Source organism: Maricaulis sp., assembly GCF_048268525.1.
Taxonomy (GTDB): Bacteria; Pseudomonadota; Alphaproteobacteria; order Caulobacterales; family Maricaulaceae; genus Maricaulis.
Genome location: NZ_JBLWVH010000002.1, coordinates 152,520 through 177,334, shown reverse-complemented (window position 1 = coordinate 177,334; position 24,815 = coordinate 152,520). Strand labels below are relative to the sequence as shown.

General features: G+C 63.3%; 23 protein-coding genes. 11 read left to right on the top strand and 12 right to left on the bottom strand.

Annotation, left to right across the window (positions count from 1 at the left end):
- Positions 1 to 48: 48 nt before the first annotated feature.
- Positions 49 to 603, bottom strand: a complete 555-nt coding sequence (locus ACN0X9_RS02255; protein WP_417486011.1) for a hypothetical protein — start codon at positions 601 to 603, stop codon at positions 49 to 51.
- Between the two features lie 82 nt (positions 604 to 685).
- Between ACN0X9_RS02255 and xth the strand changes: the two genes are divergently transcribed.
- Positions 686 to 1,474: an exodeoxyribonuclease III gene (gene xth / locus ACN0X9_RS02250; RefSeq protein WP_417486010.1), complete on the top strand. Its 789-nt coding sequence runs from the start codon at positions 686 to 688 to the stop codon at positions 1,472 to 1,474.
- 13 nt (positions 1,475 to 1,487) lie between these two features.
- On the opposite strand, the gene ACN0X9_RS02245 is transcribed toward xth, so the two are convergent.
- On the bottom strand, positions 1,488 to 2,699 hold the full coding sequence (locus ACN0X9_RS02245) for a CVNH domain-containing protein (protein ID WP_417486009.1): 1,212 nt from the start codon (positions 2,697 to 2,699) through the stop codon (positions 1,488 to 1,490).
- 162 nt (positions 2,700 to 2,861) lie between these two features.
- Here ACN0X9_RS02245 and ACN0X9_RS02240 point away from each other — a divergent pair, with 162 nt between their 5' ends.
- The 4 genes from ACN0X9_RS02240 to ACN0X9_RS02225 all read left to right on the top strand — a co-directional run bounded on the left by ACN0X9_RS02240 (position 2,862) and on the right by ACN0X9_RS02225 (position 5,236).
- Positions 2,862 to 3,140, top strand: coding sequence for a hypothetical protein (locus ACN0X9_RS02240; RefSeq protein WP_417486008.1), 279 nt, complete (start codon positions 2,862 to 2,864; stop codon positions 3,138 to 3,140).
- 1 nt (position 3,141) lies between these two features.
- Positions 3,142 to 3,933, top strand: coding sequence for a DUF2145 domain-containing protein (locus ACN0X9_RS02235; RefSeq protein ID WP_417486007.1), 792 nt, complete (start codon positions 3,142 to 3,144; stop codon positions 3,931 to 3,933).
- Between the two features lie 125 nt (positions 3,934 to 4,058).
- Positions 4,059 to 4,412, top strand: a complete 354-nt coding sequence (locus tag ACN0X9_RS02230; RefSeq protein WP_417486006.1) for a hypothetical protein — start codon at positions 4,059 to 4,061, stop codon at positions 4,410 to 4,412.
- A complete protein-coding gene (locus ACN0X9_RS02225) occupies positions 4,409 to 5,236 on the top strand; it encodes a DUF2145 domain-containing protein (protein ID WP_417486005.1) in 828 nt (275 codons plus the stop codon). The genes ACN0X9_RS02230 and ACN0X9_RS02225 overlap by 4 nt, the downstream gene beginning before the upstream one ends.
- A 64-nt stretch (positions 5,237 to 5,300) precedes the next feature.
- Here ACN0X9_RS02225 and selD read toward each other — a convergent pair whose 3' ends face one another.
- On the bottom strand, positions 5,301 to 6,350 hold the full coding sequence (gene selD / locus ACN0X9_RS02220; RefSeq protein ID WP_417486004.1) for a selenide, water dikinase SelD: 1,050 nt from the start codon (positions 6,348 to 6,350) through the stop codon (positions 5,301 to 5,303).
- A 33-nt stretch (positions 6,351 to 6,383) separates the two neighbouring features.
- Here selD and mnmH point away from each other — a divergent pair, with 33 nt between their 5' ends.
- A complete protein-coding gene (mnmH, locus tag ACN0X9_RS02215; protein WP_417486003.1) occupies positions 6,384 to 7,469 on the top strand; it encodes a tRNA 2-selenouridine(34) synthase MnmH in 1,086 nt (361 codons plus the stop codon).
- A gap of 6 nt (positions 7,470 to 7,475) precedes the next feature.
- Here mnmH and ACN0X9_RS02210 read toward each other — a convergent pair whose 3' ends face one another.
- The 6 genes from ACN0X9_RS02210 to fliQ all read right to left on the bottom strand — a co-directional run bounded on the left by ACN0X9_RS02210 (position 7,476) and on the right by fliQ (position 16,073).
- A complete protein-coding gene (locus ACN0X9_RS02210; protein WP_417486002.1) occupies positions 7,476 to 8,447 on the bottom strand; it encodes a DUF3137 domain-containing protein in 972 nt (323 codons plus the stop codon).
- Entirely contained in the window at positions 8,447 to 11,230 is a 2,784-nt protein-coding gene (locus ACN0X9_RS02205; RefSeq protein WP_417486001.1) for a valine--tRNA ligase, read from the bottom strand. The genes ACN0X9_RS02210 and ACN0X9_RS02205 overlap by 1 nt, the downstream gene beginning before the upstream one ends.
- 122 nt (positions 11,231 to 11,352) lie before the next feature.
- Entirely contained in the window at positions 11,353 to 13,914 is a 2,562-nt protein-coding gene (locus ACN0X9_RS02200) for an ATP-binding protein (protein WP_417486000.1), read from the bottom strand.
- A gap of 39 nt (positions 13,915 to 13,953) precedes the next feature.
- The gene (gene flhB, locus ACN0X9_RS02195) at positions 13,954 to 15,045 is read right to left on the bottom strand and encodes a flagellar biosynthesis protein FlhB (RefSeq protein ID WP_417485999.1); all 1,092 of its coding nucleotides are present in this window, start codon (positions 15,043 to 15,045) and stop codon (positions 13,954 to 13,956) included.
- 15 nt (positions 15,046 to 15,060) lie between these two features.
- On the bottom strand, positions 15,061 to 15,813 hold the full coding sequence (gene fliR / locus ACN0X9_RS02190; RefSeq protein WP_417485998.1) for a flagellar biosynthetic protein FliR: 753 nt from the start codon (positions 15,811 to 15,813) through the stop codon (positions 15,061 to 15,063).
- Positions 15,810 to 16,073 (bottom strand): flagellar biosynthesis protein FliQ, encoded by a 264-nt coding sequence (gene fliQ / locus ACN0X9_RS02185; protein ID WP_417485997.1) that lies wholly within the window; start codon positions 16,071 to 16,073, stop codon positions 15,810 to 15,812. Before fliQ ends, fliR begins: the two co-directional genes overlap by 4 nt.
- A 112-nt stretch (positions 16,074 to 16,185) precedes the next feature.
- On the opposite strand from fliQ, the gene ACN0X9_RS02180 reads away from it, so the two are divergent.
- From ACN0X9_RS02180 to ACN0X9_RS02170, 3 genes are all read left to right on the top strand, one after another.
- Positions 16,186 to 18,075, top strand: coding sequence for a DUF885 domain-containing protein (locus ACN0X9_RS02180; protein WP_417485996.1), 1,890 nt, complete (start codon positions 16,186 to 16,188; stop codon positions 18,073 to 18,075).
- A gap of 133 nt (positions 18,076 to 18,208) precedes the next feature.
- The gene (locus ACN0X9_RS02175) at positions 18,209 to 20,095 is read left to right on the top strand and encodes a DUF885 domain-containing protein (protein WP_417485995.1); all 1,887 of its coding nucleotides are present in this window, start codon (positions 18,209 to 18,211) and stop codon (positions 20,093 to 20,095) included.
- Positions 20,096 to 20,116: 21 nt separating this feature from the next.
- Positions 20,117 to 21,994 (top strand): DUF885 domain-containing protein, encoded by a 1,878-nt coding sequence (locus ACN0X9_RS02170; protein WP_417485994.1) that lies wholly within the window; start codon positions 20,117 to 20,119, stop codon positions 21,992 to 21,994.
- Positions 21,995 to 22,080: 86 nt separating this feature from the next.
- On the opposite strand, the gene fliE is transcribed toward ACN0X9_RS02170, so the two are convergent.
- The 3 genes from fliE to flgB are packed head-to-tail and all read right to left on the bottom strand — an operon-like array spanning position 22,081 to position 23,322.
- On the bottom strand, positions 22,081 to 22,401 hold the full coding sequence (fliE, locus tag ACN0X9_RS02165; RefSeq protein ID WP_417485993.1) for a flagellar hook-basal body complex protein FliE: 321 nt from the start codon (positions 22,399 to 22,401) through the stop codon (positions 22,081 to 22,083).
- A gap of 44 nt (positions 22,402 to 22,445) precedes the next feature.
- Complete coding sequence (gene flgC / locus ACN0X9_RS02160; protein WP_323762791.1) at positions 22,446 to 22,859, bottom strand: flagellar basal body rod protein FlgC; 414 nt, start codon at positions 22,857 to 22,859, stop codon at positions 22,446 to 22,448.
- A 10-nt stretch (positions 22,860 to 22,869) separates the two neighbouring features.
- Positions 22,870 to 23,322, bottom strand: coding sequence for a flagellar basal body rod protein FlgB (flgB, locus tag ACN0X9_RS02155; RefSeq protein ID WP_417485992.1), 453 nt, complete (start codon positions 23,320 to 23,322; stop codon positions 22,870 to 22,872).
- A gap of 107 nt (positions 23,323 to 23,429) precedes the next feature.
- Here flgB and ACN0X9_RS02150 point away from each other — a divergent pair, with 107 nt between their 5' ends.
- Together ACN0X9_RS02150 and fliP are read left to right on the top strand one after the other, a co-directional pair.
- Positions 23,430 to 23,762 (top strand): hypothetical protein, encoded by a 333-nt coding sequence (locus ACN0X9_RS02150; RefSeq protein ID WP_417485991.1) that lies wholly within the window; start codon positions 23,430 to 23,432, stop codon positions 23,760 to 23,762.
- Positions 23,759 to 24,514, top strand: coding sequence for a flagellar type III secretion system pore protein FliP (gene fliP / locus ACN0X9_RS02145; protein WP_011643877.1), 756 nt, complete (start codon positions 23,759 to 23,761; stop codon positions 24,512 to 24,514). The genes ACN0X9_RS02150 and fliP overlap by 4 nt, the downstream gene beginning before the upstream one ends.
- Positions 24,515 to 24,815 lie beyond the last annotated feature (301 nt).

Here is a 24,815-nt window from a genome sequence, read left to right as displayed (position 1 = left end):
CAGCCAAGGGATGCAGCCACCGGCCGGATCAGATGCAAACGGGATCGTCTACCAGACCCCGTCCGGCACCATCTCGTCAGCGTCCTGCCACGAAATCCTCTGGAATTCGATCTGCATGACAACCTCGCCGTCCTCCCTGGTCACGACGGAATACCCGTCCGGCCCGGTGATCTCCATGACCGTCGAAAAGACCCGTTCCTCGCCATCCTGACCGCGATGGGTCTCGTCGGGAAAGAGCATGCGATCGCCATCGGGTGTCATCGTGCCGTCGGAGACGCCGCCGATGGAATTGTAATAGCGATAGGTGATCACGCCCGCCTCGGCGTCCCAATGGTAGAGCGTCTCGCCGCGATAGACGGCACTACCCTGCGGCACGGCGTGCACATCGCGCAGATACTGGCCGCCATAGACCGGCTCATAGCAATGCACGTCAAAGGTCTCGGAGCCGGGAAACACGCCGGTCCAGCAGGAACCGGCGAGGAAGGCGAGCGGCATCAATTCTTCACGCAGGATGGGCGCCTCTTGTGTCGACGCGTCCTGCGACTGAACGGCCGGAGCCAGCATCAACGCCGCCAAGCCTGCGATCAAAACCTGTCTGTGCATATGCCGCGCTCCTGCGTCTTTTCTCGTCGCCGAAACGGGTTAGGCTGCGCGCTCATTCGCCAACCAAGACCCGTGATCCATCATGACCCTGACCGTTGCCTCCTGGAACGTCAATTCCGTCAAGGCCCGCCTGCCCAATGTGCTCGACTGGCTGAGCGAGGCCAAGCCGGATGTCGCCTGCCTGCAGGAGATCAAGACGGTCGATGAGGGCTTCCCGCGGATGGAGATCGAGGATCTCGGCTATAATATCGAGACCCATGGCCAGAAATCATACAATGGCGTCGCCATCCTCTCGAAACATCCCATCGAGGAGGTCCGCTGCGGCCTGCCGGGCGATGAGAGCGATGAGCAGGCCCGCTATATCGAGGCGGTGATCGCGGCGGAAAGCGGACCGGTGCGCGCCTCCTCCATCTATCTGCCCAATGGCAATCCGGCACCCGGTCCGAAATACGACTACAAGCTCGCCTGGATGGAGCGCCTGCGCCTGCACGCGAAAAACCTGCTGGCTTTAGAGGAACCGCTCATCCTCGCCGGCGACTATAATTGCATCCCGCGCGACAGTGATTGCTGGGATATCGCCGAATGGGAGCGCGATGCGCTCGCTTTGCCGCAGACCCGCGCCGCCTTCCGGGCACTCAAATGGCTCGGCCTGACCGAGGCCTTCGAACAGCTCGACGGACGCGGTCACCAATACACATTCTTCGACTATCAGGCCGGCCGCTGGAACAAGGGCCATGGCATCCGCATCGACCACTTGCTGTGTTCACCCCAGGCTGCCGACCGCCTTGAGGGTATCGAAATCCACACCAAAACGCGCGGAAAGGAGAAGGCCTCCGACCATATTCCCATTGTCGGCAGCTTTTCCCTCTAGCTCGGCGGCGCTGCTAGCACTGATCGCCGCGACGGAATTGGCCGTTGCACACGGTCAGGGGTCCGAAATAGCGATCAATCTCGATGGAAACCCGGCTCGTCGGACGGTTGCCCATGCCCTGACTGGGATGCCCGCCGGAGACACAATCCGCGCTCAGCGTGCGGCGGCCCGATGTCGACATTTGCGGGTTGCGACAGAAGTTCGCCCAGGGTCCCGGCGGCAGGCCGGGCGAGCTGCCACAGCCCGAGCGAGCGACCAGCTCGCCATCGCAATTGGTCACGCGGCCGCGATAGCTCGACAGGTCGATCCGGCTGCGCACCATGCCGCCGGCATTGGTGCGGCACATCGCGGTCATGAAATTGCCGTCCCAGTCGGGCGAGGTGCAGGACATGCGCCAGATGCCCTCCGGGAAGCTCGCCGGGCGGGTGATGGCCGTGCCGCCGCCATTGCCGCCCGAAGCCGGGCCGGGGCGCGGCGGCGCATTGCCGGTCACGGTGCAACGCGTGCTGCCACGCAGCTGGCCGTTGCAATTGGTCAGGGCGGTAAAGGCGAAATTGGTATCAAAACGGGTGAGCTGCCAGATGCCGTTATCGGCCCGGCACTGCGCCACGATGGTCCGGCCTTCCCAGCGCGGACGACGGCAGGTCTCCTGCCAGCGCCCGTCCGGGAAATCATTCCAACCGGTGTCGGCGGTCTCGGGGGCTGTCAGCGCAGCTGCCTGCTCGCCATAGATTTCGTCCCAGTAATAGTTGATCGAGACAGCGCATTGCGTGACCGTCGAGCGCCGCGTCTGCATTTCGTCGAATACGGTCCCGGGATCGGTTGCAAGACACCAGTTGTAGTGCGCCTCCGCCGGATAGCTGGCCATCGGGCAATTGCCGAAGGCCTCTGCGAGACGTTCCAGCCGGTTGGACCCGACGGCGTAGTATTCACATGTCTCGGCCTGGCTACCGACGCCCGGCATTCTCTGGGCATTGACGAAATTGACGACGGTTTGGAGCCGCGCCGTGTATTGGTCTGCCAGCACGGGCAGGGACATCGAGCGACAATCCTCAAACGGGTCACGGCGTTGCGGAAGACCCATCGCAGCCCCCTGGCTGGCAATGACATCCTCGAGCTGGCTAGCCGAGTTCGCATAGTCGGAACAATAGTCGCCCTGCGTTTGCGCTTGCGCCGCAGACGTCAGCAGCAATCCGGCACCGACCAGCAAAAGACGCAACAACATGACAATCTCCCCGCGTTGAACCGCATCTGGCCAGAGTTCGGATGAGCACGCAATGAATGGGAGACCCGCGATCACAAACTCGCGTGGGTCGCGATTTTCTCTCCAAACAGGCGAGCCTCTCGTGTAAGGTTGTCATGAGGGACCAAACTGCACGGACAGACCATGCGAATTTTACTGATTTCGACCTTCACCCTGGCCCTCTATGGCGGCACCGCTGACGGCCAGCAGCCGGCAGCACAACCCGCTGCGGAGCGCGCCGAACCGTCAGGCACCGATTCCGGCGCCGAACAGCGGCGCGGCCATGCCCGTGCCGCCCAGCGCATGGCGCGAGCACGGCACAATTCAGCGCGGTCCGACGCCCCTGCGCCTACGCCGGCCGGCCTGCCCGTCTCGGAAACGGTCGTGAACCAACCCGCGCCCGACCCGGACCCGGATCGCTAACATGCGCTTGCTGATCGCGTGTTGCCTGTTCATCGTCACCGCCGTCACACCGGCGCGGGCTGACAGCGATGCGCGACCGGTTGACCATTTCACGCTGCAACAAGCGGCGGACTTCTCCAAACAGGTCGAGCGCGAGCTGGCAGAGCGCGGAGCCTATATCGCCCTTGTCTTCCGCTCCGGACGCCCTCGCAATGACCTGCCGGACGGGGTGCGCTATACGCATGGTGCGTTCTGGATTTACGGCCCAGTTACCGAGAGCGACGGGTCACAGGGCCATGGCTATGCCGTCTATAATCTCTATCACGGGCAGACCGACCCGACGACGTCCTACCTGGCGCAGGACTGGCCGCTCGACTTCATGCGTGGCGACGCGATCGGCGAAGTCGGCGTCATCATTCCCAGCGAAGAGATGCAGATACGGCTGCTCGATGTGATCGCGTCCGACCAGTATGACGCCCTGCACCAGGCCGACTACTCTCTCCTCTCCAACCCCGCCGACCTTCGCTACCAGAACTGCACCGAATTCCTCCTCGACGTGGTCGCCGCCGGTGCCTGGCTGACCGATGACCGGGCTCGCATCAAGATCAATCTTGACGCCTATTTCCCGCCTACCCAGCTCCGGCTCGGCTGGTGGGAACGTCTGACGGCCGGCTGGTTCGACCCGCGCATTCGCCTCGACGACCAGGGCAATGGGCCAGTGAACATCGCCAGCTTCTCGTCGATCAGCGACTTCATGCTGACGTTCGACCTGGCCGATGAGAGCTTTGAGATCCAGGCAGACCACTCCGATTGAATGAGAGAATGGGCGCATCGGGCCATGTCCGAGACGTGAATCTAATTTACGAACATTGTTCATTTACAATTCACGGATGATCTGGGAGACTGCTATCGGGCTGGCTACCTGAATGGAGACGCATCATGCGCACCCTGATCCTTGCATCTTCCCTGCTGCTCGCAGCAACCCCGATGGGTTTCGCTGACAGCGGCAATCCGACAGCCCGGGCATCCGGTGACAGCGCCGGGGCATCCGTCGAGGCGACGGCGACTCTGGCCTCGGCCGGCGTCACGGTCACCGGCGCTGCCGTGGTCGGCGTGACCGGATCCACGGCCGGTGTCCTGACCGGCAATCCGGAACTGGTCGAAAACAGTCTCGACTTCGCCGCCGACATGGCAGCGGCGCCGTTTGGTAGCGGACCGCTTGAGGTTACCGATGCCGTCATCATAGCCCAGGAAGCGCCGCAAGTGCCCTTCGACGGGGAAGACGCGCCGTGAGACTTCACTTCGCCGCTATATCCCTGATGATCCTGACCGGACTCATAGCCCTGCCCGGCGCCGAAGCCGGGTCGGGCGCGCTTCCGGTCTCGCCCTTCGCCATCGAGGACTCGGCCGATTTCTCGAAACAGATTGAACGCGATCTGGCGGCGCGCGGCGCCCGTGTGGCCCTGGTCTTCCGCACCGGCCGCTATCGCGAGGACCTGCCGGATGGCGTGCGCTACACGCATGGCGCGTTCTGGGTCTGGTCGGAAATCGAGCTGGCTGACAGCACCCGCACACACGGGTATGCGGTCCACAACCTCTACCACCATACCGACGAGACACGCCTCTCCTATCTCGCCCAGGACTGGCCGCTCAATTTCACCCGGGGCGATGTGGTCGGCGAGGTCGGGGTGATCCTGCCCTCACCGGAAATGCAAAGACGGTTGTGGATGATGCTGGCCAGCGAGACCGACGAGGCCTTGCACCAGCCGGACTATTCCCTGCTCTCCAACCCGCACGATCCGCGCTACCAGAACTGCAATGAATACCTGCTAGATGTGGTTGCCGCGGCGGCTTGGGAGACCACGGACCGTGAGCAGATCAAGGCCAATCTCACCGCCTGGTTCGAACCGGCGCCGATCCGAACAGGCCTGTTCGAACGCCTGCTCGGTCCGTCGGTCGATGACCGTATCCGGCTGGAGGACCAGCGCGGCACGATCCGTACCACAACCTATACGGCGCTGGCCCGTTTCATGAACGACCATCACCTGTCCAGCGACGCCTACGAGATCCGCGCCGACTTCCTCGACGCTCCGCGCGCGCCGTTACCCGCCGGCTGACCCGCCAGTCCCGGCCGCGGGTGGCCCGGCGGCGGGCGCGTTGTGCGCGTCGCCGGGCCGTGCCTCAGATCAGCGTGACGCCCGAGCCCGCTTCGACACGGCCGACAATCGCCGCATCGTCATGACCGTGCTCTCGGAAATGCGCCAGCACGGCCTCGGCGCTATCCGGGGCGCAGCTGACCAAGAGGCCGCCGGAGGTCTGCGGGTCGCACCACAGGACTTCATCGATCGCCGACCAGTCGGCTGGCGTCTCCACGCCGCCGCCGACCGCCGCCCAGTTCCGCCCCGATGCGCCTGTCTTGACGCCGTCCGCCGCCAGCGTCCGCGCCTCTTCGAACACCGGCACCGCTACGCGGTCGATCACGGCACGGACACCCGCCCCCTCGCACATTTCCGACAGGTGTCCGAGCAGGCCAAAGCCAGTCACATCCGTCGCCGCATGCACCCCGCCGAGAGCCGCCAGACCGGCTCCCGGCGTGTTGAGGCGAGTGGTCGAGGCGACCATGGCGGCATAGCCCTCGTCAGACAGTCGGTCCTGCTTCAGCGCCGCCGAAAAGACCCCGATCCCGATCGGCTTGCCAAGGATCAGGACATCGCCCGGTTTTGCGCCGGCATTGCTCAAAAGCCGGTCCGGATGCACCGTCCCCAATGCCACCAGGCCATAGATCGGTTCGGCGGCATCGATGGAATGCCCGCCCGCAATCGGTGCTCCCGCCGCCTCGGCGACCGAGCGCCCGCCGGCGAGGATGGCGCGGATCATCTCCGGCGGCAGCTTGCCGACCGGCATGCCGACCAGCGCCAGGCAGAAGATCGGCGTTGCCCCCATGGCATAGACATCGGACAGGGCATTGGTCGCGGCGATCTTCCCGAAGACCTCCGGGTCGTCGACGATGGGCGTGAAGAAGTCGGTGGTCGCCACCAGAGCCGTCTCGTCATTGATCCGCCAGACCGCCGCGTCATCGCGGGTCGAGGCGTCGATGATCAGCTCCTTGGGCAGCGGGAAGCCCGACGGGCCGCCAAGAATGTCGCTGAGGACAGCCGGGTCCAGCTTGCAACCGCAACCACCGCCATGGGCCAGCGAACTCAGCCGGATCGGTCGTGTGTCATCCATCATCCCGTACCTTCAGTTTTTGGCTAGTCTGCCCCGATGACCGGGATCGACACGCCGATGCAACGCATTGCCACCACTGATGACCTATCCGCGCGCGGATTGGAACGCTTTGATGCCATCATCGATGTGCGCTCGCCGTCGGAATTTGCCGAGGACCACCTGCCCGGCGCCATCAACCTGCCCGTTCTCAATGATGCCGAACGGGCCCAGGTCGGCACCCACTACACCCAGGTCTCGGTCTTCGAAGCGCGCCGGATGGGCGCGGCCATTGCGGCCCGCAACATCTCATTGCACATCGCCACTGCCCTCGCCGACAAGGACAAGACGTTCAAGCCGCTGGTCTATTGCTGGCGCGGCGGCATGCGGTCCCAGTCCATGGCGACCATTCTCGCGGCGGTTGGCTGGAAGACCACGCTGGTCGATGGCGGCTACCGGACCTGGCGCCGTCAGGTCGTGGCGGAGCTGGACGCTGACGCGCCGCTGCCCGTCGTCCTCATTGACGGCCAGACCGGGACCGCCAAGACCCGGCTCCTGCATGTTCTCGAGGCGCGCGGCGAACAGGTCATCGACCTGGAAGGACTGGCCTGCCATCGCGGCTCGATCTTCGGTGACTTCTCCGACCACCCGCAGCCGGGCCAGAAGGCCTTCGAGACGGCGCTGTGGACAAAAATCCGGGAACTGGACCCAAGCCGTCCGGCCTATGTCGAGGCGGAAAGCCGCTCGGTCGGTCGGCTGCGGGTGCCACCGCGCCTGTGGAATGCCATGCAGGCGGCGCCGCGGCTGGAGATCCGGGCTCCGGTCGCCGAACGCGCCCGCTATCTGGTGACCGCCTATCCCGACCTGCCGGATGACCCGGCCAAACTCCTCGCCGCCATTGACGGCTTGCGCCGTTTCCATGCCCGCGACGTTATCGAGGACTGGCAGGCGCTGGCCGGACAGGGCGATTGGAAAGGCCTGGCCGCGGCGCTCGTGACCGCCCACTACGACCCCGCCTATGACCGCGCCCGCAAGCGTGATGACGCAACAGTGTCGCGGTCCATCCTGGCAACGGACCGTCTTGACGATGCGGCACTCGAGACGCTGGCCGGACAGATCATCGCTGCCAGCGCGGCCTCGAACTGACAGCAGCTAGTCGCCCAGCCGGGCTTCATGCTCATTCAGCTGCGCCGGTGCGATCAGCAGGTCGATCAGGCCGGTTATGTGGCCGAGTTCCTCGACGATTTTCGAGAAACGCCCGGGATCGGTCAGCGGTTTGGACATGGAACCGACCTCGAACAGATTGCCGGTTTCCGCGGCGATCAACAGCTCGCCCTGTCCGCTGTCCTCGTCAAAGGCAGCGCGGACATTCTTGCCCGCCAGACTGGATTCCAGCGCCAGCAGGCGCTCCATGAAGGACGGGGTGAGCATGTAGCGAGCCAGCACCTGATCGCTGCCATAGACCTCGAAGGCCTTCTCGAATTTCGGATCAACCAGGCCGATCCGCTCCAGCTTATTGGCCCCGAAACCGCGCGCGTAGGACTGGACGCCGTTGAACCAGCCGGCATCGCGCGTGATCACGGTGATGCCCTCGACCTTACGCGGGAAGTTGATGCGGATGATCACGCCGCGAAACACGGTGACGTAATAGGTCCGCTTGTTCGACCGCCGGCGCTGTTCGAGATGGGCTTCGTAAAGCTCGAACTCGCAGCCATCCCGCTCGCCCGCGAAATGATCCTCGAACTTGCGCCGATCCGAAGACGGCAGAAGACCGAACTCGCGCAGGCGATCAAAGCGGGCCGGGGAATAGGGCTTGGGCGAATAGGTCAGACCCAGCGCTTGCGCGATGGTGGTATTCAGCTCCGCCTTGACCCGTTTGGACATGGCATGCAGCGCGTGGCTGCCGATCATGTAGCCAAGGAAAGGCCCGATCACCATGACCATGACGATCGGGACCCACTCGACACGCTGGAATACCATCACGCAGGCGATCACCGCCGACAGGATCGTGCCGGCAGCGGTCCAGTTCCAGCGCAGCCGGACATAACGGACCCTGTCCGCCTCCAGCCCGGCCAGCCAGGGTTCCAACTTGTCTTGCCACACGGTCTGAAAGCGGTCGTCCATCACATCGCCTCGAGCCGGGCCAGGGCTTCGGCCATCTTGGCTTTCTGGCCGGCATAGTCGGTGAGCTTTTCGCGCTGTTCAGCGACGACCTCGGCCGGCGCATTGGCGACGAAACGCTCATTGCCGAGCTTCTTTTCGAGCCGGCCGATCTCTCCGTCCAGCTTGGCGACTTCCTTGGCGAGGCGGTCTTTTTCGGCACCGAAATCGATGACGCCTTCCAACGGCAGGGCCAGGGTGGTGGTGCCCAGAACGGTCTGGGCCGAGGCCGGCGGGACGGTGTCTGCGGTCTCGATCGAGGCCAGGCGGGCCATGCGCTGGATCAGCGCGTCATGGCGAGCCAAACGATCCGCCACTTCGGCGTCAGCTCCGACCGCGACCAGCGACAGTTTCGCGCCAGCCGGGATGTTCATCTCGGCACGCAGGCGGCGGATATCGGTGACCAGATTGATCAGCCAGTCCATCTCGGCCGTGGCATCGACATTCTGGAGACCGTCCAGCTGCGGCCAGTCGGCGATGATGAGCTGGGTGTCGCGCGTGCCGGTCTGCTGCCACAACTCCTCGGTGACGAAGGGCATGAAGGGGTGGAGCATTTTCAGGGCCTGATCGAGCACGAAGGCGGTGGTCGCCCGCGTCTCGGCCTTGGCGGCCTCGTCCTCGCCATTGAAGAGCGGCTTGGCAAATTCCAGATGCCAGTCGCAGAACACATTCCACACAAAGCGATAGGCGGCCGCAGCGGCGTCGTTGAAGCGGTAGGTGTCGAGCCCGGCATTGATCGCCTCGACCGCCTGGGCGGCCTCCGACAGGATCCATTTATTGACGGTCTGGGTGACGGATTTCGGGTCATACCCGTCCGGCACGACGCATTCATTCATCTCGCAGAAACGCGCCGCATTCCACAGCTTGGTGCCGAAATTGCGATAGCCTTCAACGCGTTCCTTGGACATGCGGATATCGCGGCCCTGCCCGGCTTGGGCGGCCAGGGTGAAGCGCACGGCATCGGCACCGTATTCGTCGATCAGCTCCAGCGGGTCGATCACATTGCCCTTGGACTTGGACATTTTCTGCCCGTTCTCGTCGCGGACGAGGGCGTGGATATAGACATCCTTGAAGGGCGCGACCTTCATGAAGTGGAGGCCCTGCATCATCATCCGGGCAACCCAGAAGAAGATGATGTCAAAAGCGGTGATCAGCACCGAAGTCGGGTAATAGCGCTCGACCATCTCCGGCGTGTCGTCCGGCCAGCCCAGCGTCGAGAAAGGCCAGAGCGCGGAGGAGAACCAGGTGTCGAGGACGTCGGGGTCTTGGGACAGCACCGCTTTTTGAAGCACATCCCTGCCGCTTGCATCAGTACTTCCAACTCCCAGCGAGTTCTCGCCGAAAGCGACTTCGACATCCGAACCGTAGTAGTCAGATGCCTGCCGTAAAACGTCAGCCTCGTCGAGGCCCACGAAGAACTTTGCGTGGTGGTTGACGCTATCCGCGTATCCGTCTGAATTGCTCAGAGGCCCATACCAGGCCGGCACGCGATGCCCCCACCAGAGCTGGCGGGAGATGCACCAGGGCTGGATATTGCGCATCCATTCGAAATAGGTCTTTTCCCAGGTCTTGGGATGGAAGGTGGTGCGGCCATCCTCGACAGCGGCGATGGCGTCCCTGGCCAGCTCGCCGGCATTCACATACCACTGGTCGGTCAGCCAGGGCTCGATGACGACGCCGGAGCGGTCGCCATAGGGCTGCTGGATGGTCTTGTCCTCGACTTCGCGGAGGAGGCCCAGCTCCTCCATCTTCGCGACCAGCGCCTTGCGGGCCTCGAAACGGTCCATGCCGCGCCATTCAGCGGGAATGCGATCAAAACCGCCTGTGCCGTCATCTTCGCTCAAGAGGCGGGCCTGCCGGTCGAGAATATTGACCTTGGGCAGGTCATTGCGCTTGCCGACCTCGAAATCGTTAAAATCGTGCGCCGGGGTGATTTTCACACAGCCGGTACCCTGCTCCGGATCGGCATGCTCGTCGGCGACAATCGGGATTTCCACGTCGGCGATGGGCAGACGGATCATCTTGCCGATCAGGTGCTGATAGCGCTCATCGTCCGGATGGACGGCGACGGCGCTGTCACCGAGCACAGTTTCCGGGCGGGTGGTGGCAACGACCAGCTCACCGGAGCCATCGGCCAGCGGATAGGCGAAATGCCAGAAATGGCCTTGGGTTTCGCGGTTCTCGACCTCAAGATCGGAGATGGCGGTCTGGAAATGCGGATCCCAGTTCACCAGGCGTTTATCGCGATAAATCAGGCCCTGCTGGTGCAATTCCACAAAGACCTTGAGGACGGCCTTGGACAGGCCCTCGTCCAGGGTGAAACGTTCGCGGGACCAGTCGCAGGTGGCGCCGAGGCGGCGCAGCTGCTGCATGATGGCGCCGCCGCTTTCCTCTTTCCATTCCCAGACCCGCTCGATGAAGGCGTCGCGACCCATATCGGCGCGGGAGATATTGCCTTCTGCGGCCAGCTGGCGCTCGACCACCATCTGGGTGGCGATGCCGGCATGGTCGGTACCCGGCTGCCACAGAACCGAACAGCCCAGCATGCGCTTGTAGCGGACCAGCACGTCCTGAAGCGTGTTGTTCAGCGCGTGACCGATATGCAGGCGACCGGTGACATTGGGCGGCGGAATGACGATCGAGAAAGCCTCGGCATTGTCGTCATCTTTTGGCTGGAAAGCCCCGCTGTCTTCCCAAGCCTGATAGATCCGGGTTTCGGCGTCGTTCGGGTTGAAGGTCTTTTCCATGAGGGTCCGCATGTGCTTGAGGCGCGCGAGCGCGCGCGTTTGCCACCTTTATGGACATCTCACCCGAATTGTCAGCCCGCAAACTGCGGATCGGCGACGCCCATTGGCGGGTTTGGTCGCAGCTATTCGCCCTTCTGACCCAGTTCTTCCTTCACCTTCTCGGCCAGCTGGGTCAGCGTGAACGGCTTGGGCAGGAAGGACACGTCCTGTTCCTGGGACAGGGTTTCGGAGAATTGCTCGGCGGCATAGCCGGAGATGAAGACGACGCGGGTGTCGCCCAGCATGTCGCGGGCCTTCTTGAGCAGGCCCGGACCGTCGAGGCCCGGCATGACGACGTCGGAGATCATCAGGTCGAACCCCTCCTCGTCATCCTCGAGGATTTCATAGGCCTCTTCGCCGTCGCACGCCTCGACCACGTCATAGCCGCGCTTGACCAAGGTCTTGGCAGCGATCTGGCGGACAGCGTCCTCGTCTTCGACCAGCAGGATGCGACCACGACCGGACAGGTCGGCGGGCGCCTTCTCGACCGTCTTGGCGACTTCGGCCTGCTCGAGCTCGCTGGTTTCCTCCTCGGTCGGCTCGTGGCCGGGCAGGTAGATGGTGAAGGTCGTGCCCTTGCCCACCTCACTGTCGGCAAACAGGAAACCGCCGGACTGTTTGACGATGCCATAGACGGTGGCGAGCCCCAGACCCGTGCCCTTGCCCGCCTCCTTGGTGGTGAAGAAGGGCTCGAAAATCTTCTCCATCGTCGCCTTGTCCATGCCGTGACCCTCATCGGTCACCGCAATGGCCAGCCAGTCACCCTCGCGCGGGTTGGGGGCCCCCGCACTGCGCACTGTGTCGGCGTCGACGCGGGCGGTCTTCACCACCAGCGAACCACCGCCATTGTCGCGCATGGCGTCGCGGGCATTGGCAGCGAGATTGATGATCGCCGTTTCCAGCTGGCCCTTGTCGGCCTTGATCAGCGGCAGGTCGCGACCATGCTTGATATCCAGCCGGACCGTCTCCTCGACGATCTGGCGCAGCAGGACCGAGACATCCGACAGCAGGTCACCGATCTCCAGCGTCTCCATGCGGAAGGTCTGCTTGCGCGAAAAGGCCAGCAGCTTGCGCACCAGACCTGCGGCGCGAGCAACGGTCTGGTTGATCGATTGCAGCTCGGAATAGTCCGGATCGCCGACCGGGTGGCGGTTCAGCAGCTCGTCGCAATTGAGCCGGACTGCAGTCAGCAGATTGTTGAAGTCGTGGGCGACGCCGCCGGCCAGCTGGCCGACCGCCTGCATCTTGTTGGCCTGGCTGAACTGGCGCTCCAGCTCTTTCCAGGCCGTCACGTCGATGACATAGGCGACCCGCTTGCCACCGCGCGCCGGGGCGAAGGCCAGGTGGACATAGACACCCTTGTCTTCCCGATCGATGCGGGCTTCGGCCGGATCGCTGCTGCCGGCCATCGCTGCCGCGAAAGCGTCGGTCGGCGAGCGACCATCCTCCCAGTTGAACAGGTCGCAGAACTTGATGCCGGGCAGCGCCTTGCCGCCAGACAGCTGGACCAGGGCCGGATTGACGTCCTCGATCATCGCGGTTTCCGGGTCGGCACCATCGAGACGGACGACACCGAAAGGCGCGTTGCCGAACATGTCATCCAGGGTGCGGCCCGCCGGTCGGGCCTCCGATATCGCACCGTCCGCCATAGCCTGGGCGACGCCCGGAGGCGCGCCGGTAACTGACAGGCCATACATGACCGCACGGCCTGCTGCCGGTTCGCCCGGCGCCCATTCGACCGCAATCGCCACCGGGCTCTCGATACCGTCGCGCGCCTTCAATCGGGCATCGATGCGGGCCACACCTTCACCGCCCCTGGTCTGCAGGACGCGCCGGGCACCATCGCCCGTCAGCATGTCTTTCAAAGGCGGCAGGGCCGCGCCCTCGCCCAGGCCCAACCAGTCCCGCAAGGTCGCATTGGCCATCGGCACATCACCACTGGGACGCAGTGAGAAGAGCGCCACTGGCGCATGCTGGGACCAGTCTGACAGGGCCCCGGACACACTGCTATCGCCGTCTCCCTGGGGCGACAGGCGCCACAGGATGAGGCCGTCGTCCTGTGGTGCGGCTTCCAGATTGAAACGGCGAACACCATGCTCGCCCAGGTCGAGCGGCGGGAGGAGTTCGCGGGCGACCTCGCCGCGGGCCGCCGAGCGGGCCAGCCGATAGACCGTGCCGTCCCCGCCACCGGACCCGGCCCACAGGCGGTCAACGGTCGGCAGGCCGAAACTCTGACCGAAGCCGCCGGCCTGGCGGGACAGTTCACGATAAGCCGCATTGGCCCAGCGCGCCGCGCCTCGCTGGTCCGAGATCAGGACCGGATCCGGAAAACCGTCCATCGCCGCATAGCCCAGTTCTGCGGTGGTCGGTGCCGTGTTGCGCGCGACCTGGCGGCGCATGGTCTGACCGGCCGCTTCACCGGCTGCGATGGCGAACAGGATCAACACCGCAATGACCGCGAGGCCGAACAGGTAGACAAGGCCATGCCCGCCATCCTGGCCAGCACCGATCAGCGCCACGGCTGCCGCAGCGACCGCGATGCCGCCGCAGACCCAGAACGCCACTCGTGCGGCCGGTTTCGACCAGAACCGCTTTTGCCCGGTCTCGGCATCAACTTGCGGGGGCGTAGGGGACGTGTCGACCATGCGGCTCTCCGGCGCGAATCAGGACTGCTTGCAGGAAGTCTACTCGCTCGGGCGGTATCGTGCGCGCCGCCCCTGCGAGATAGACAGGACGTAGCCGACGACTTTCGCCACGGCCTGGAAGTGCTCGGTGGGAATTTCCTCGTCAAGATCCGCGGTGGCGTGCAGGGCACGCGCCAGCGGCGGGTCTTCGACGATGGGGACGCTGTGCTCTTCGGCCAGTTCACGGATGCGCAATGCGACCTCGTCCACGCCCTTGGCGACACAGACCGGCGCCGGGGTCTCACCCTGCACATAATGCAGCGCGATGGCATAGTGGGTGGGGTTTGTGACGACGACGGTCGCGTCCGGGACCTTGGTCATCATGCGCCGCTGGGAGCGTTCCTGACGCAGCTGACGCAGTTTCGCCCGGATCTGCGGGTCGCCCTCGGACTGCTTCATCTCGTCCTTGATCTCGCGTCGCGACATCCGGTTGCGCTTCATGAAGCTCTGACGCTGGAATATATAGTCCAGGCCGGCAATGACCGCATAAACCGTCAGCGCCGCCAGCAGCAGTTCGATCGCACCCTGGCGTACCAGCGACAGCAGGGAGCCGATATCCAGCGCCGGCAGGCCGGCCAGGATTTCCCGCTTGGGATAGATGACCAGGAAGGCCGCGACGGCCACAAGCGCCATCTTGCCGACGCCCTTGAGAAAATTGGCCAGGCCCTGCGGTCCGAAATTCCGTTTGAAGCCCTCGATCGGATTGAGCTTGCTCAGCTTGGGCTGGATTTTCTCGGTGGTGAACAGCATGCCCTGCTGGATGTAGTGCCCGGCAAAACCGGCGAAGGCCAGCGCGCCGATCGGCAGCCCTACAATGGCGACCACCTGCCATGCCACAGACTGCATCAGGCCCATCATGGCCCCGGGGTTGATGGCAAAATCGTGTGGTTGCTCGAAGAAGACTTCCAGATTGCCGGCCAGCGCCCGCGACATCATCGGGAAAATGAAGCTCAACAGGGCCAGCCCCGCCGCCAGCACGAACCAGCCGGGAATCTCCTGCGACTTGGCGACATCGCCCTTCTTGCGCGCGTCATCCAGCCGCCGCTGGGTCGGCTCTTCCGTTTTCTGGCTGTCGTCTTCGCCTTCGGCCATGCCTCTTCAGCCTTCTCAGTTCATGTCCATGGCGAAACGCTGCATGCGCTCCAGCCAGACCGCACTCATCGCGCCGAGCGCAATGGTGAGGATGAACAGGCCAATCATGATATTCGACGGCATAGCGATAAAGAAGATCTGTGCCTGCGGCATCAAGCGCGACAGTACGCCAAGCGCCAGATAGAAAAGCAGGCCGTACATGATCAGCGGCGAGGCCAGCTGCACCCCGATCCGGAAGGCATCGACAAAGGCGCTCAACGCCCAGTCGGCGGCATCGGTCAAGGACGGCATGCTGCCCGGATCAAACACCTGGTAGGAGTTGGCCGCCATCTGCAGCAGCATGTGGTGGGTGTTGGTCGCCAACAGAAGCATCAGGAAGGTCAGGTTGAGGAAGGTCGAGATCAGGGCCCCTTGCGCGCCCTGGGACGGATCGAACGACTGGGCCATGGCAAGGCCCGACTGCATGCCGATCACCTGACCGGCGACCGCTGCTGTGGACATGAAGATACGGGCGACCGCACCGATCATCAGCCCGATGATCAGCTCGCTCATCACGATGCCCGCCATTGCCAGCGGCTGCTCCGGCATGGCCGGCAGTGACGGGGCGATGATCGGGCCCAGGATCAGACAGAAAAGGAGGGCGAAGGCGAGCCGGAACCGGACCGGAATCGAGGGTTCGCCAAAACCCGGCAGCAACATCAGGATCGCCCCGAGCCGCGCGAACACCAGCCCGGCCGCGTAAACCAGCGCGGGGAGTTCAGGGATCATGGGTTGGCGATCCGGTCGAAAATCATCGCCATGAAGCCGGCCATCAAACCACCCATCAAAGGCAGGAACAGCAACAAGGCAATGAAGATTGCGATGATTTTCGGAACGAAAACCAACGTCATTTCCTGCACTTGCGTCAAAGCCTGGAACAAGGCGATCGTGACACCCACGGCCAAACCGACCAGCATGATCGGGGCTGCCATGGCAAGCATGAGCCAGATGGCTTCCCTTGCAAAATCGAGAACTTCAGGTCCGGTCACGGGTCTCGCCTCAGCACGAGCGGGGAGAATCGGTCTTACGGTTAATTATGTTTACGCATGCTCCAGCAGCGTTAAGAAATGGTCAATTCTGGTAAACGGGGAATATCCAGCCATGCGCCTTCACCTTCTGCTCGCCAGCGCGAGCGCCCTTGTCCTGGCAGGCGCTTGCACGCCGGCCGACGAAACTGAAACCGCTGCCGCGACCGCGAATCCGCCGGTTGCCGAGACAGGGTCCGAACCGGCCGCCGCGAGCGAGCAGACCGAGACGGAACGCCTTTACGCCTGGTTCCAGCAGGAATTCGAGGCGGAAATGGCCTATTCGCCGATCGGTCAGACCTATCTCGGCATGATCGACGATCTCGACGCCTATGGCCGCTGGGATGACCCGAGCGAGCAAGCCTATCGCGATGGCCTGGAGCGCGCCGCAGCACGTCAGCGCTACATGCAAGAGAATTTCGACTATGACGCCCTGACTCCCGAGGCCCAGGTCACCTGGCGCTTTGCCGAATTCATCACCGAGAACAATGCCCAGCAATCGGAATTCTGGGATCACGGCTACGTCTACTCGTCCTTCTTCGGCCCTCACACCGGCCTCGCCTCGACCATGATCGGCTATCACCGGGTCGAGTCTGTCGAGCACGCCGAAGCCTATGTCAGCCGTCTCCAGGGAATGGGTGATGTGCTCAACACCGCGACCCAGCAGGCCGACGACCGGGCGCAACAGGGCGTCCTGGCACCCGCATTTGCCTATCCGATCATCATCGAAGCCGCACAGCGCTTCGTCACCGGCGCACCGTTTGACGACAGTGGAGAGGATTCCCCGCTCTGGGCTGACTTCCAGGCCAAGATCGGTGAACTCGAGATAGAAGATGAAGCGCGCCAGGACCTGCTGGACCGCGCTCAGGCTGCGCTCCTGACGAGCGTCGGCCCGGCCTATGACCACCTGATCGCGACCATGGAAACGCATGCCGACATGGCCGGCGATGCCATCAATGGCGCCTGGGCGCTGCCCGAGGGCGAGGCCTATTATCGCAGCCAGCTGATGAATTACACGACCCGGGCGGACATGACGGCGGACCAGATCCACCAGACGGGTCTGGACGAGGTCGAGCGCATCCATGGCGAGATGCGGGCGATCATGGAAACGGTCGGGTTTGAAGGCACCCTGCTGGAGTTCTTCGAGCACCTGCGCACAAGCGACGAGTTCTACTACGAAGACACTGAGGAAGGCCGGCAGCGCTATCTGTCCGAGTCGGCAGCGATGATCGACCAGATCAGCGAAGTCGCTCCGCAATATTTCGGTCAGCTTCCGCGAGCGGAACTCGATGTTCGTGCGGTTGAGGAATACCGGATCACGACGGCGACCGGGGCCTTCTACGAGCCGGGTTCCCTCGATGGCACGCGACCGGGCGCCTATTACGTCAATCTCGCCAACATGCGTGACAATCCGACCTATCTGATGGAATCCCTCGCCTATCACGAGGGCGCACCGGGTCACCATTTCCAGTCCTCGCTGGCCCAGGAGCTGGAGAACGCGCCGATGTTCCAGCGCCTGCAGTGGTATTCCGCCTATGGCGAAGGCTGGGCGCTGTATGCCGAGAATCTCGGCAAGGACATGGGCTTCTTCACCGATCCCTACCAGGACTTCGGCCGCCTCTCCTATGAGGTCTTCCGCGCCGCCCGCCTGGTCGTCGACACCGGCATCCATCACCTGCAATGGAGCGAACAGGAGGCGGTCGACTACATGCTCGCCACCACGCCGATGCCGGAAGGCGACATCGTCAACGAGGTCCGTCGCTACATGGTCTGGCCCGGTCAGGCGGTGTCCTACAAGGTCGGCATGCTGACCATTCTCGACCTGCGCCAGCGCGCCATGGATCAGCTGGGCGATGATTTCAGCTATGGCGAATTCCATGACATCGTGCTGACCAATGGTTCGATCCCGCTGACCTTGCTGGAAGAGCTGGTCGATGACTGGATCGCCCGCAAACTGGCCGAATAGTCCGGTCCGCCAATCGGGCGAGACCGCGACCATCGTTTGACAGTCCGACCGGGCGGCAGGTTATTCTGCCGCCCGGATCGTTTGAGCGGCCCGCCCTGTTCCGGGAGAGACAGGGCCTGCCGGGGGAGAACTCATGACACGCCTTCAAAACTGGCTCGCTGCCGCCTCGGTTCTGGCCATTGCCGCTGCCTGCTCGCCGCAAGCCGCCGCGCCGGCCACCGATACAAGCCCGGTCGTCGAAGCCGAGGCCGCGACACCACCGGTCGAGCAGACAGAAAGCCAGCGCCTCTACGCGTGGTATTCGGAACTCTTCGAGGCCGATCTCGCGCGCTCACCGCAGCAACAGACGGGCCTGGGCCGCATCGACGACCTGGACGCCTATGGACGCTGGGACGATGTCAGCGACGCCGCCGCCGAGGCTGCCCAGCAGCGCCGCGTCGATCGCCTCGCCTACATGCGCGAAAACTTCGATTTCGACGCGCTCGATCGCGATGCCAGCGTGTCCTGGCGGGTGTTCGAATACCTGCAGGAAACCGGCATCCGCCAGTTCGAGTTCCGTGATCAGACCTACGTCTTCACGCAGATGTTCGGTCCGCACACCGGCCTGCCGTCGACCCTGATCGGCCAGCACCGGGTCGAGAATGTCGACCATGCCGAAGCCTATATCTCGCGGCTCAACGGCATCGGGCCGGTCCTCGACACGCTGATCGCCCGCGCCGATGCCCGTGCCGAAGCCGGCGTCATCCCGCCCCGCTTCGCCTTTCAATACCTGATCGGCAATACCGGCGCGGTTGTCACCGGTGCCCCGTTTGATGACAGCGATGCGGTCTCGCCCCTGCTCGCCGACCTCACGGCTAAGGTGGAATCGCTCGATATCGACGACGACGCCAAGGCAGACCTGATCGCCCGCGGCACCACCGCGCTGACGGACGTCGTGGGCCCCGCCTATGGCCGGTTGATCGCAATGTTCGAACGCCACGAAGCGATGACCGACGAGCGCGACGGCGCCTGGAAATTGCCGAACGGTGAGGCCTATTACCAAAGCCAGCTGGCCGCCTTCACCACCCTGCCGGACCTGTCGCCGCAAGAGGTACACGATACCGGCCTGGCCGAGATCGAGCGCATCCATGGCGAGATGCGCGGCATCATGGAGCAGGTCGGCTTTGAAGGCAGCCTCCAGGACTTCTTCGAGTTCATGCGCACCGACGAGCAATTCTACTACCCGTCCACCGATGAGGGCCGCGCGCGCTATATCGCCGAAGTCTCGGACGTGTTCGACCGCGTTCGCGGCGTCATCCCCGACTATTTCGACACCGTGCCGCAGGGCGAGATGGTGGTGCGTGAAGTCGAGGCCTATCGCGCCGCCGGCTCACCAACCGCCTTCTACAATACCGGTTCGCTCGATGGTTCCCGACCGGGGATCTACTACGCCAACACGCTGAACATGCGGAACCTGCCGACCTACCAGATGGAGACGCTGGCCTATCACGAGGGCATTCCGGGTCACCATTTCCAGCTCACGCTTGCGCAGGAGCAGGAAGGCACGCCGATGTTCCAGCGCTTCCTCTACCTGTCGGCCTTTGGCGAGGGCTGGGCGCTGTATGCCGAGAGCCTCGGCAAGGACATGGGCCTGTTCGACGATCCCTATCAGGATTTCGGCCGCCTCGCCTATGAGCTGTGGCGGGCCGGACGCCTGGTCGTTGATACCGGCATCCATTCCCTGCAATGGTCACGCGAAGACGCCATCGACTATCTGCGCACCAACACCTCCTTCACCGAGGAGGAGATCACCCGCGAGGTCGAGCGCTATATCGTCTGGCCCGGCCAGGCGACCTCCTACAAAACCGGGCAGATGCGGATCCGGCAATTGCGCGACTTCGCGCAGGCCGAGCTGGGAGACGCCTTCGATTATGGCGAATTCCACGATGTCGTGCTCACCAATGGCTCTCTGCCCTTGGCGGTGCTGACGGCATTGATCAATGATTATGTCGACGAAAAGCGGACCGAAGCGTCCGACTGATGCACTTGAAGGGGTAAGATAATGCGTATTTCACACTGGACTGTCGGCGTTTCGGCGCTCGCCCTCCTCACCGCCTGCAATGCCACCGAGGACACCACGGCCGCCTCCGAGACGATGCCGGCCGAAACGGTCGCAACGGAAACCACGGAACAGGTCGAAACCGCCAGCGTGGAGGAGACGGAATCCGATCGCCTCAATGCCTGGTTCCAGGAGGTCTTCGACCGCAATGTGGCGCGCTCACCGATGACCCAGACCTATCTGGGCATGAAGACCAATTACGACCAGTGGTCGGATGCGTCTCCCGAGTATGCCCAGGAAGGCTTTGAGCTCGGTCAGGCCGATCTGGCACACATGCAGGCCAGCTTCGATTTCGATGCCCTCGACGACAGTGCCCAACTGTCCTGGCGCCTGTTCGAATACAATGCCGAGCGCGCCCGGGAAGCCCAGCGCTGGAATGATCACGGCTACACATTCACGCCGCGTTCGGGCCCGCACATGAATGCGGCCTCATTCCTGATCAACAATCACCGGGTCGATACGGCCGAGGACGCTGAAGCCTATATCGGCCGCCTGCGCAATCTGCCGACCTATCTGGACCAGAACATCGCCAATTCGCGCCGCTCTGCCGAACTGGGCGTCCTGACCCCGCAATGGACCTACGAGCCGATGATCGCCACGGCCCGCAACATCATCTCCGGCGCACCGTTTGATGATGGCGAAGCCAGCCCGCTCCTCGCCGATTTCACTGGCAAGGTCGAAGCGCTGGACATTGACGATGCCGACAAGGCCCGCCTGATCACCGAAGCGACAACGGCTCTCACCGAAGCGGTCGCCCCGGCCTATGAACGCGTCATCGCCCTGTTCGAGGAACAGGCGGAAGTCGCCACCGAGGACGATGGCGTGTGGAAACACCCCGATGGTGGTGAGTTCTACAATTTCCTGCTCAACGGCTACACGACGATGGATTTGTCGGCCGAAGAGATCCACCAGCTCGGCGTCTCGGAAGTCGCGCGCATCCACGATGAAATGCGCGGCATCATGGACCAGGTCGGCTATGAGGGGTCGCTGCAGGACTTCTTCGAATTCATGCGCACCGACGAGCAGTTCTACTACCCCAATACCGATGAGGGCCGGGCCGAATACCTGGCCGAGGCGACCTCGCTCATCGACACGATGACCGAGACCCTGCCGCAAATGTTCAACACCTTCCCCCGCGCCGAGCTCGAGGTTCGCCGGGTTGAGGTCTTCCGCGAGGACGCTGCCGGCAAGGCCTTCTACCAGCGCCCCGCCCCGAACGGCTCCCGTCCGGGCGTCTACTATGCCAACCTGCGCGACATGTCGCTGATGCCGACCTACCAGATGGAAGCGCTGGCCTATCACGAGGGCAGCCCGGGTCACCACATGCAGCTGGCGATCATGCAGGAGCTGGAAGGCATTCCCGCCTTCCGTCGCTTTGGTGGCTACACCGCCTATACCGAAGGCTGGGGTCTCTACACCGAATTCCTGCCCAAGGAATACGGCTTCTATTCGGACCCCTATTCCGACTTCGGTCGTCTGGCGATGGAGCTGTGGCGGGCCTGCCGCCTCGTGGTCGATACCGGCCTGCACTATCACCAGTGGACGCGCCAGGAAGCGATCGACTATCTCAGCGAAAACACGCCGAACCCGCTCGGCGACAATATCGCCGCGATCGACCGCTATATCGTCTATCCGGGCCAGGCGACCGCCTACAAGATCGGCATGCTGGAAATCCTGCGCCTTCGCGGCATTGCCGAAGAGGAGCTGGGTGAAAGCTATGACATCCGCGACTTCCATGATGTCGTGCTGACCCAGGGCGCCATGCCGCTCTCGGTGCTGGAAGAGCGCGTCAATGCGTGGGTCGAAAGCGAGCAGAACTAACGCTCATACATCGGTCGATTGACGACCAGACATGAAAAAGCCCCGGTCTCGGCCGGGGCTTTTGCATTGATGGATGATCACAGGGATCAGATCGGCATGCGCAGGATTTCCTGATAGGCCTTCACCACCTCATCACGAACGGCGACGACAGTTTCCAGCGAGATCTCGGCGGCCGAGACAGCGGTCACCACATCGATCAACTCGGCTTCGCCGGCCGCGCCGGCTGCCGTCATCTGCTCGGAATGGGCCAGCGTCTGGCTGGTGTCGGCAATCGCATTGCCCAGCAGCGAGCCGAAATCGAGGCCGCCACTGGCGGCTGCGCTGTCCTGGCTCGACCCGAGCGAGGATTGCTGGGCCGTGCGGATAGCGGCCTGGTAGGCCTGTACGGCAGAGAGATCAGCGGCCATGGACGTCGTCCTTCATCCTGTTTCTAGGGCTCGCGTCGACTATTCTAGCGACGCAGCAGATCCAGAGCCCGCTCCTGCATGCGGCGGGCATTCTCGATCATGTTGAGATTGGCTTCGTAGGAACGCATCGCTTCGCGCATGTCCATCATTTCCACCAGCGTCTGCACGTTGGAATACTGGACATAGCCCTCGGCATTGGCGGCCGGATGGCCGGGATCATATTCGAGCGTGAACTCGCTCTGGTCGTGCGCGACATCGGTCATGCGGACGGCATTCAGCCCGGTGGCGCGATCAAGCTCGGCCTCGAACACCGGGACCTGACGCCGATAAGGGTCGCCGCCCGGCTCGCGTGCGGTGGAATCGGCATTGGCGATATTCTCGGAGATGATCCGCATCCGTGCGGCTTGTGCCCGCATGCCGAAAGCCGAGATCTGCATCGTATCTGAAGCGTTACCCATCGATCACTCCCTATCGACCCGGCGCACGGATCGCCGTGCGCAGCAGGCCGATGCTTTTCTGGTACAGGGTCAGGGCGCTCTCATAGCGCATCCGGTTTTCCTGGGCCCGCACCATCTGTTCCTCGATGACGACCGAATTGCCGTTCACCGTTGTTTCCGAGTCAGGACGCTCGCTCGCCTCCCAGCTCGATGATGATCCGCCACCCGAGCTGGATGCCGGAATATGCCCGGCGGCGGTTGTCGTCAGATTCAGCGCGCCACGATTGCTGCCGCCGGCGCCGCCCGAATTGCCACCCATCTGGGCGCGAAGCGCGGCGTGGAACTCGGATTCGTCGATATCCCGCGGCGTGTAACCCGGCGTGTTCGCATTGGCGATGTTCTCCGCGATCACCTGCTGGCGATCAGAGTGGAAACTCATCGATTGTCGAAGCAGTGCCAGGACCGGCACGTCGTCGGGCCGCATGCGCGAATCCCCTTTCTCAGTTATGAACGAAGGTGGTCCCGCACGGTTAACGCCGACTTAACCGCATCACCCCAGACAGTGGTTATTGTTTATGAGGCCAAGGCTCGATGTCCGATATCGTCAGCTGGACCAGCTACTTGTTCGCCATCTCCATCCTCGTCGTCCTGCTGGGCGGACTGGGGCTGTTTGGCTATGCCGTCCAGAAGGGCTGGCTGCTGCAGCAAATGACGGGATTGCGTCAGCTGGGCGGAACCGATCGCCGCCTCAAACTCCGCGAAACACTGGTCATTGACCCGCGCCGGCGGGTGGTGATCCTGCAGGCCGACGGCGAGGAACATGTGGTGCTGTTGGGCGCGGAACGGGAGACCATTCTGTCGACCGGCGCGGCCAAGCCGGTCAGTGCTGCGGACTTGCGAGACGCGATGGAGAGCTCGGCATGAGTGCCCGCAAAGGTTTCTGGTTCTGTTTTTCGCTGTTCCTGCTGGGCGTGATCACCCTGATCGGCTTTCAGGCCGACGCCCAGACCGTGACCATCGATGCCGGCCAGGAAGGCGCGCTGACCGAGCGGGTCTTGCAGCTGATGGCGCTTTTGACCGTGCTGTCGCTGGCGCCGTCCATCATCATCATGACCACCAGCTTCGTGCGCATCATCGTGGTGCTGTCGCTGCTGAGAACCGGGCTCGGCCTGCAACAAAGCCCGCCAAACGCGGTCCTGGTCTCGCTGGCCATCTTCATGACCGGCTTCATCATGGCGCCGGTTTTCACCCAGTCCTATGACGAGGGCATCCAGCCCCTTCTGAACGAAGAGATCGAGCTGACCGAGGCCTTCGACCTGTCGACCGCGCCGCTCAAGACCTTCATGCTCAGCCATGTCCGCGAGGACGATCTCGCCCTGTTCATCGACATGTCCCAGGAGGCCGTTCCGGAATCGCCGGAAGCGACCTCGTTCTGGATCGTCGCTCCGGCCTTCATGATCTCGGAATTGCGCCGCGCCTTCGAGATCGGCTTCCTGCTGTTCATTCCCTTCCTGATCATCGACCTCGTCGTCGCCTCGATCCTGATGTCGATGGGCATGATGATGCTGCCCCCGATCGTCATCTCGCTACCGTTCAAGCTGATCTTCTTCGTGCTGGTCGATGGCTGGCGACTGGTGGTGGGATCCCTGGTCCAGAGTTTCGGGACGTTGAGTTGAATAACGGGGACAGGTGTATTTAACGCGCGGGCTCGTCGGCCGAGCGGCCCAGGAATGGACGCGTTAAATATACCTGTCCCTTTCTGTCTCCCCCCTTTATCCCCCGAATAGCCCATCCAGTACCGTCATCCTGACGAAAGTCAGGACCCAGCCTCGCACACTCAATTTCACCAAGCGTGGCAACGGCTTCGCGTCGCAATCTGGGTCCCGATCGTCATCGGGATGACAGTGTGTGAGGCGGGGATAGAGACGAACTTATCCTCCCCCCTCGCCGCCCACCCCATAATGCCTTCGGTTTTCG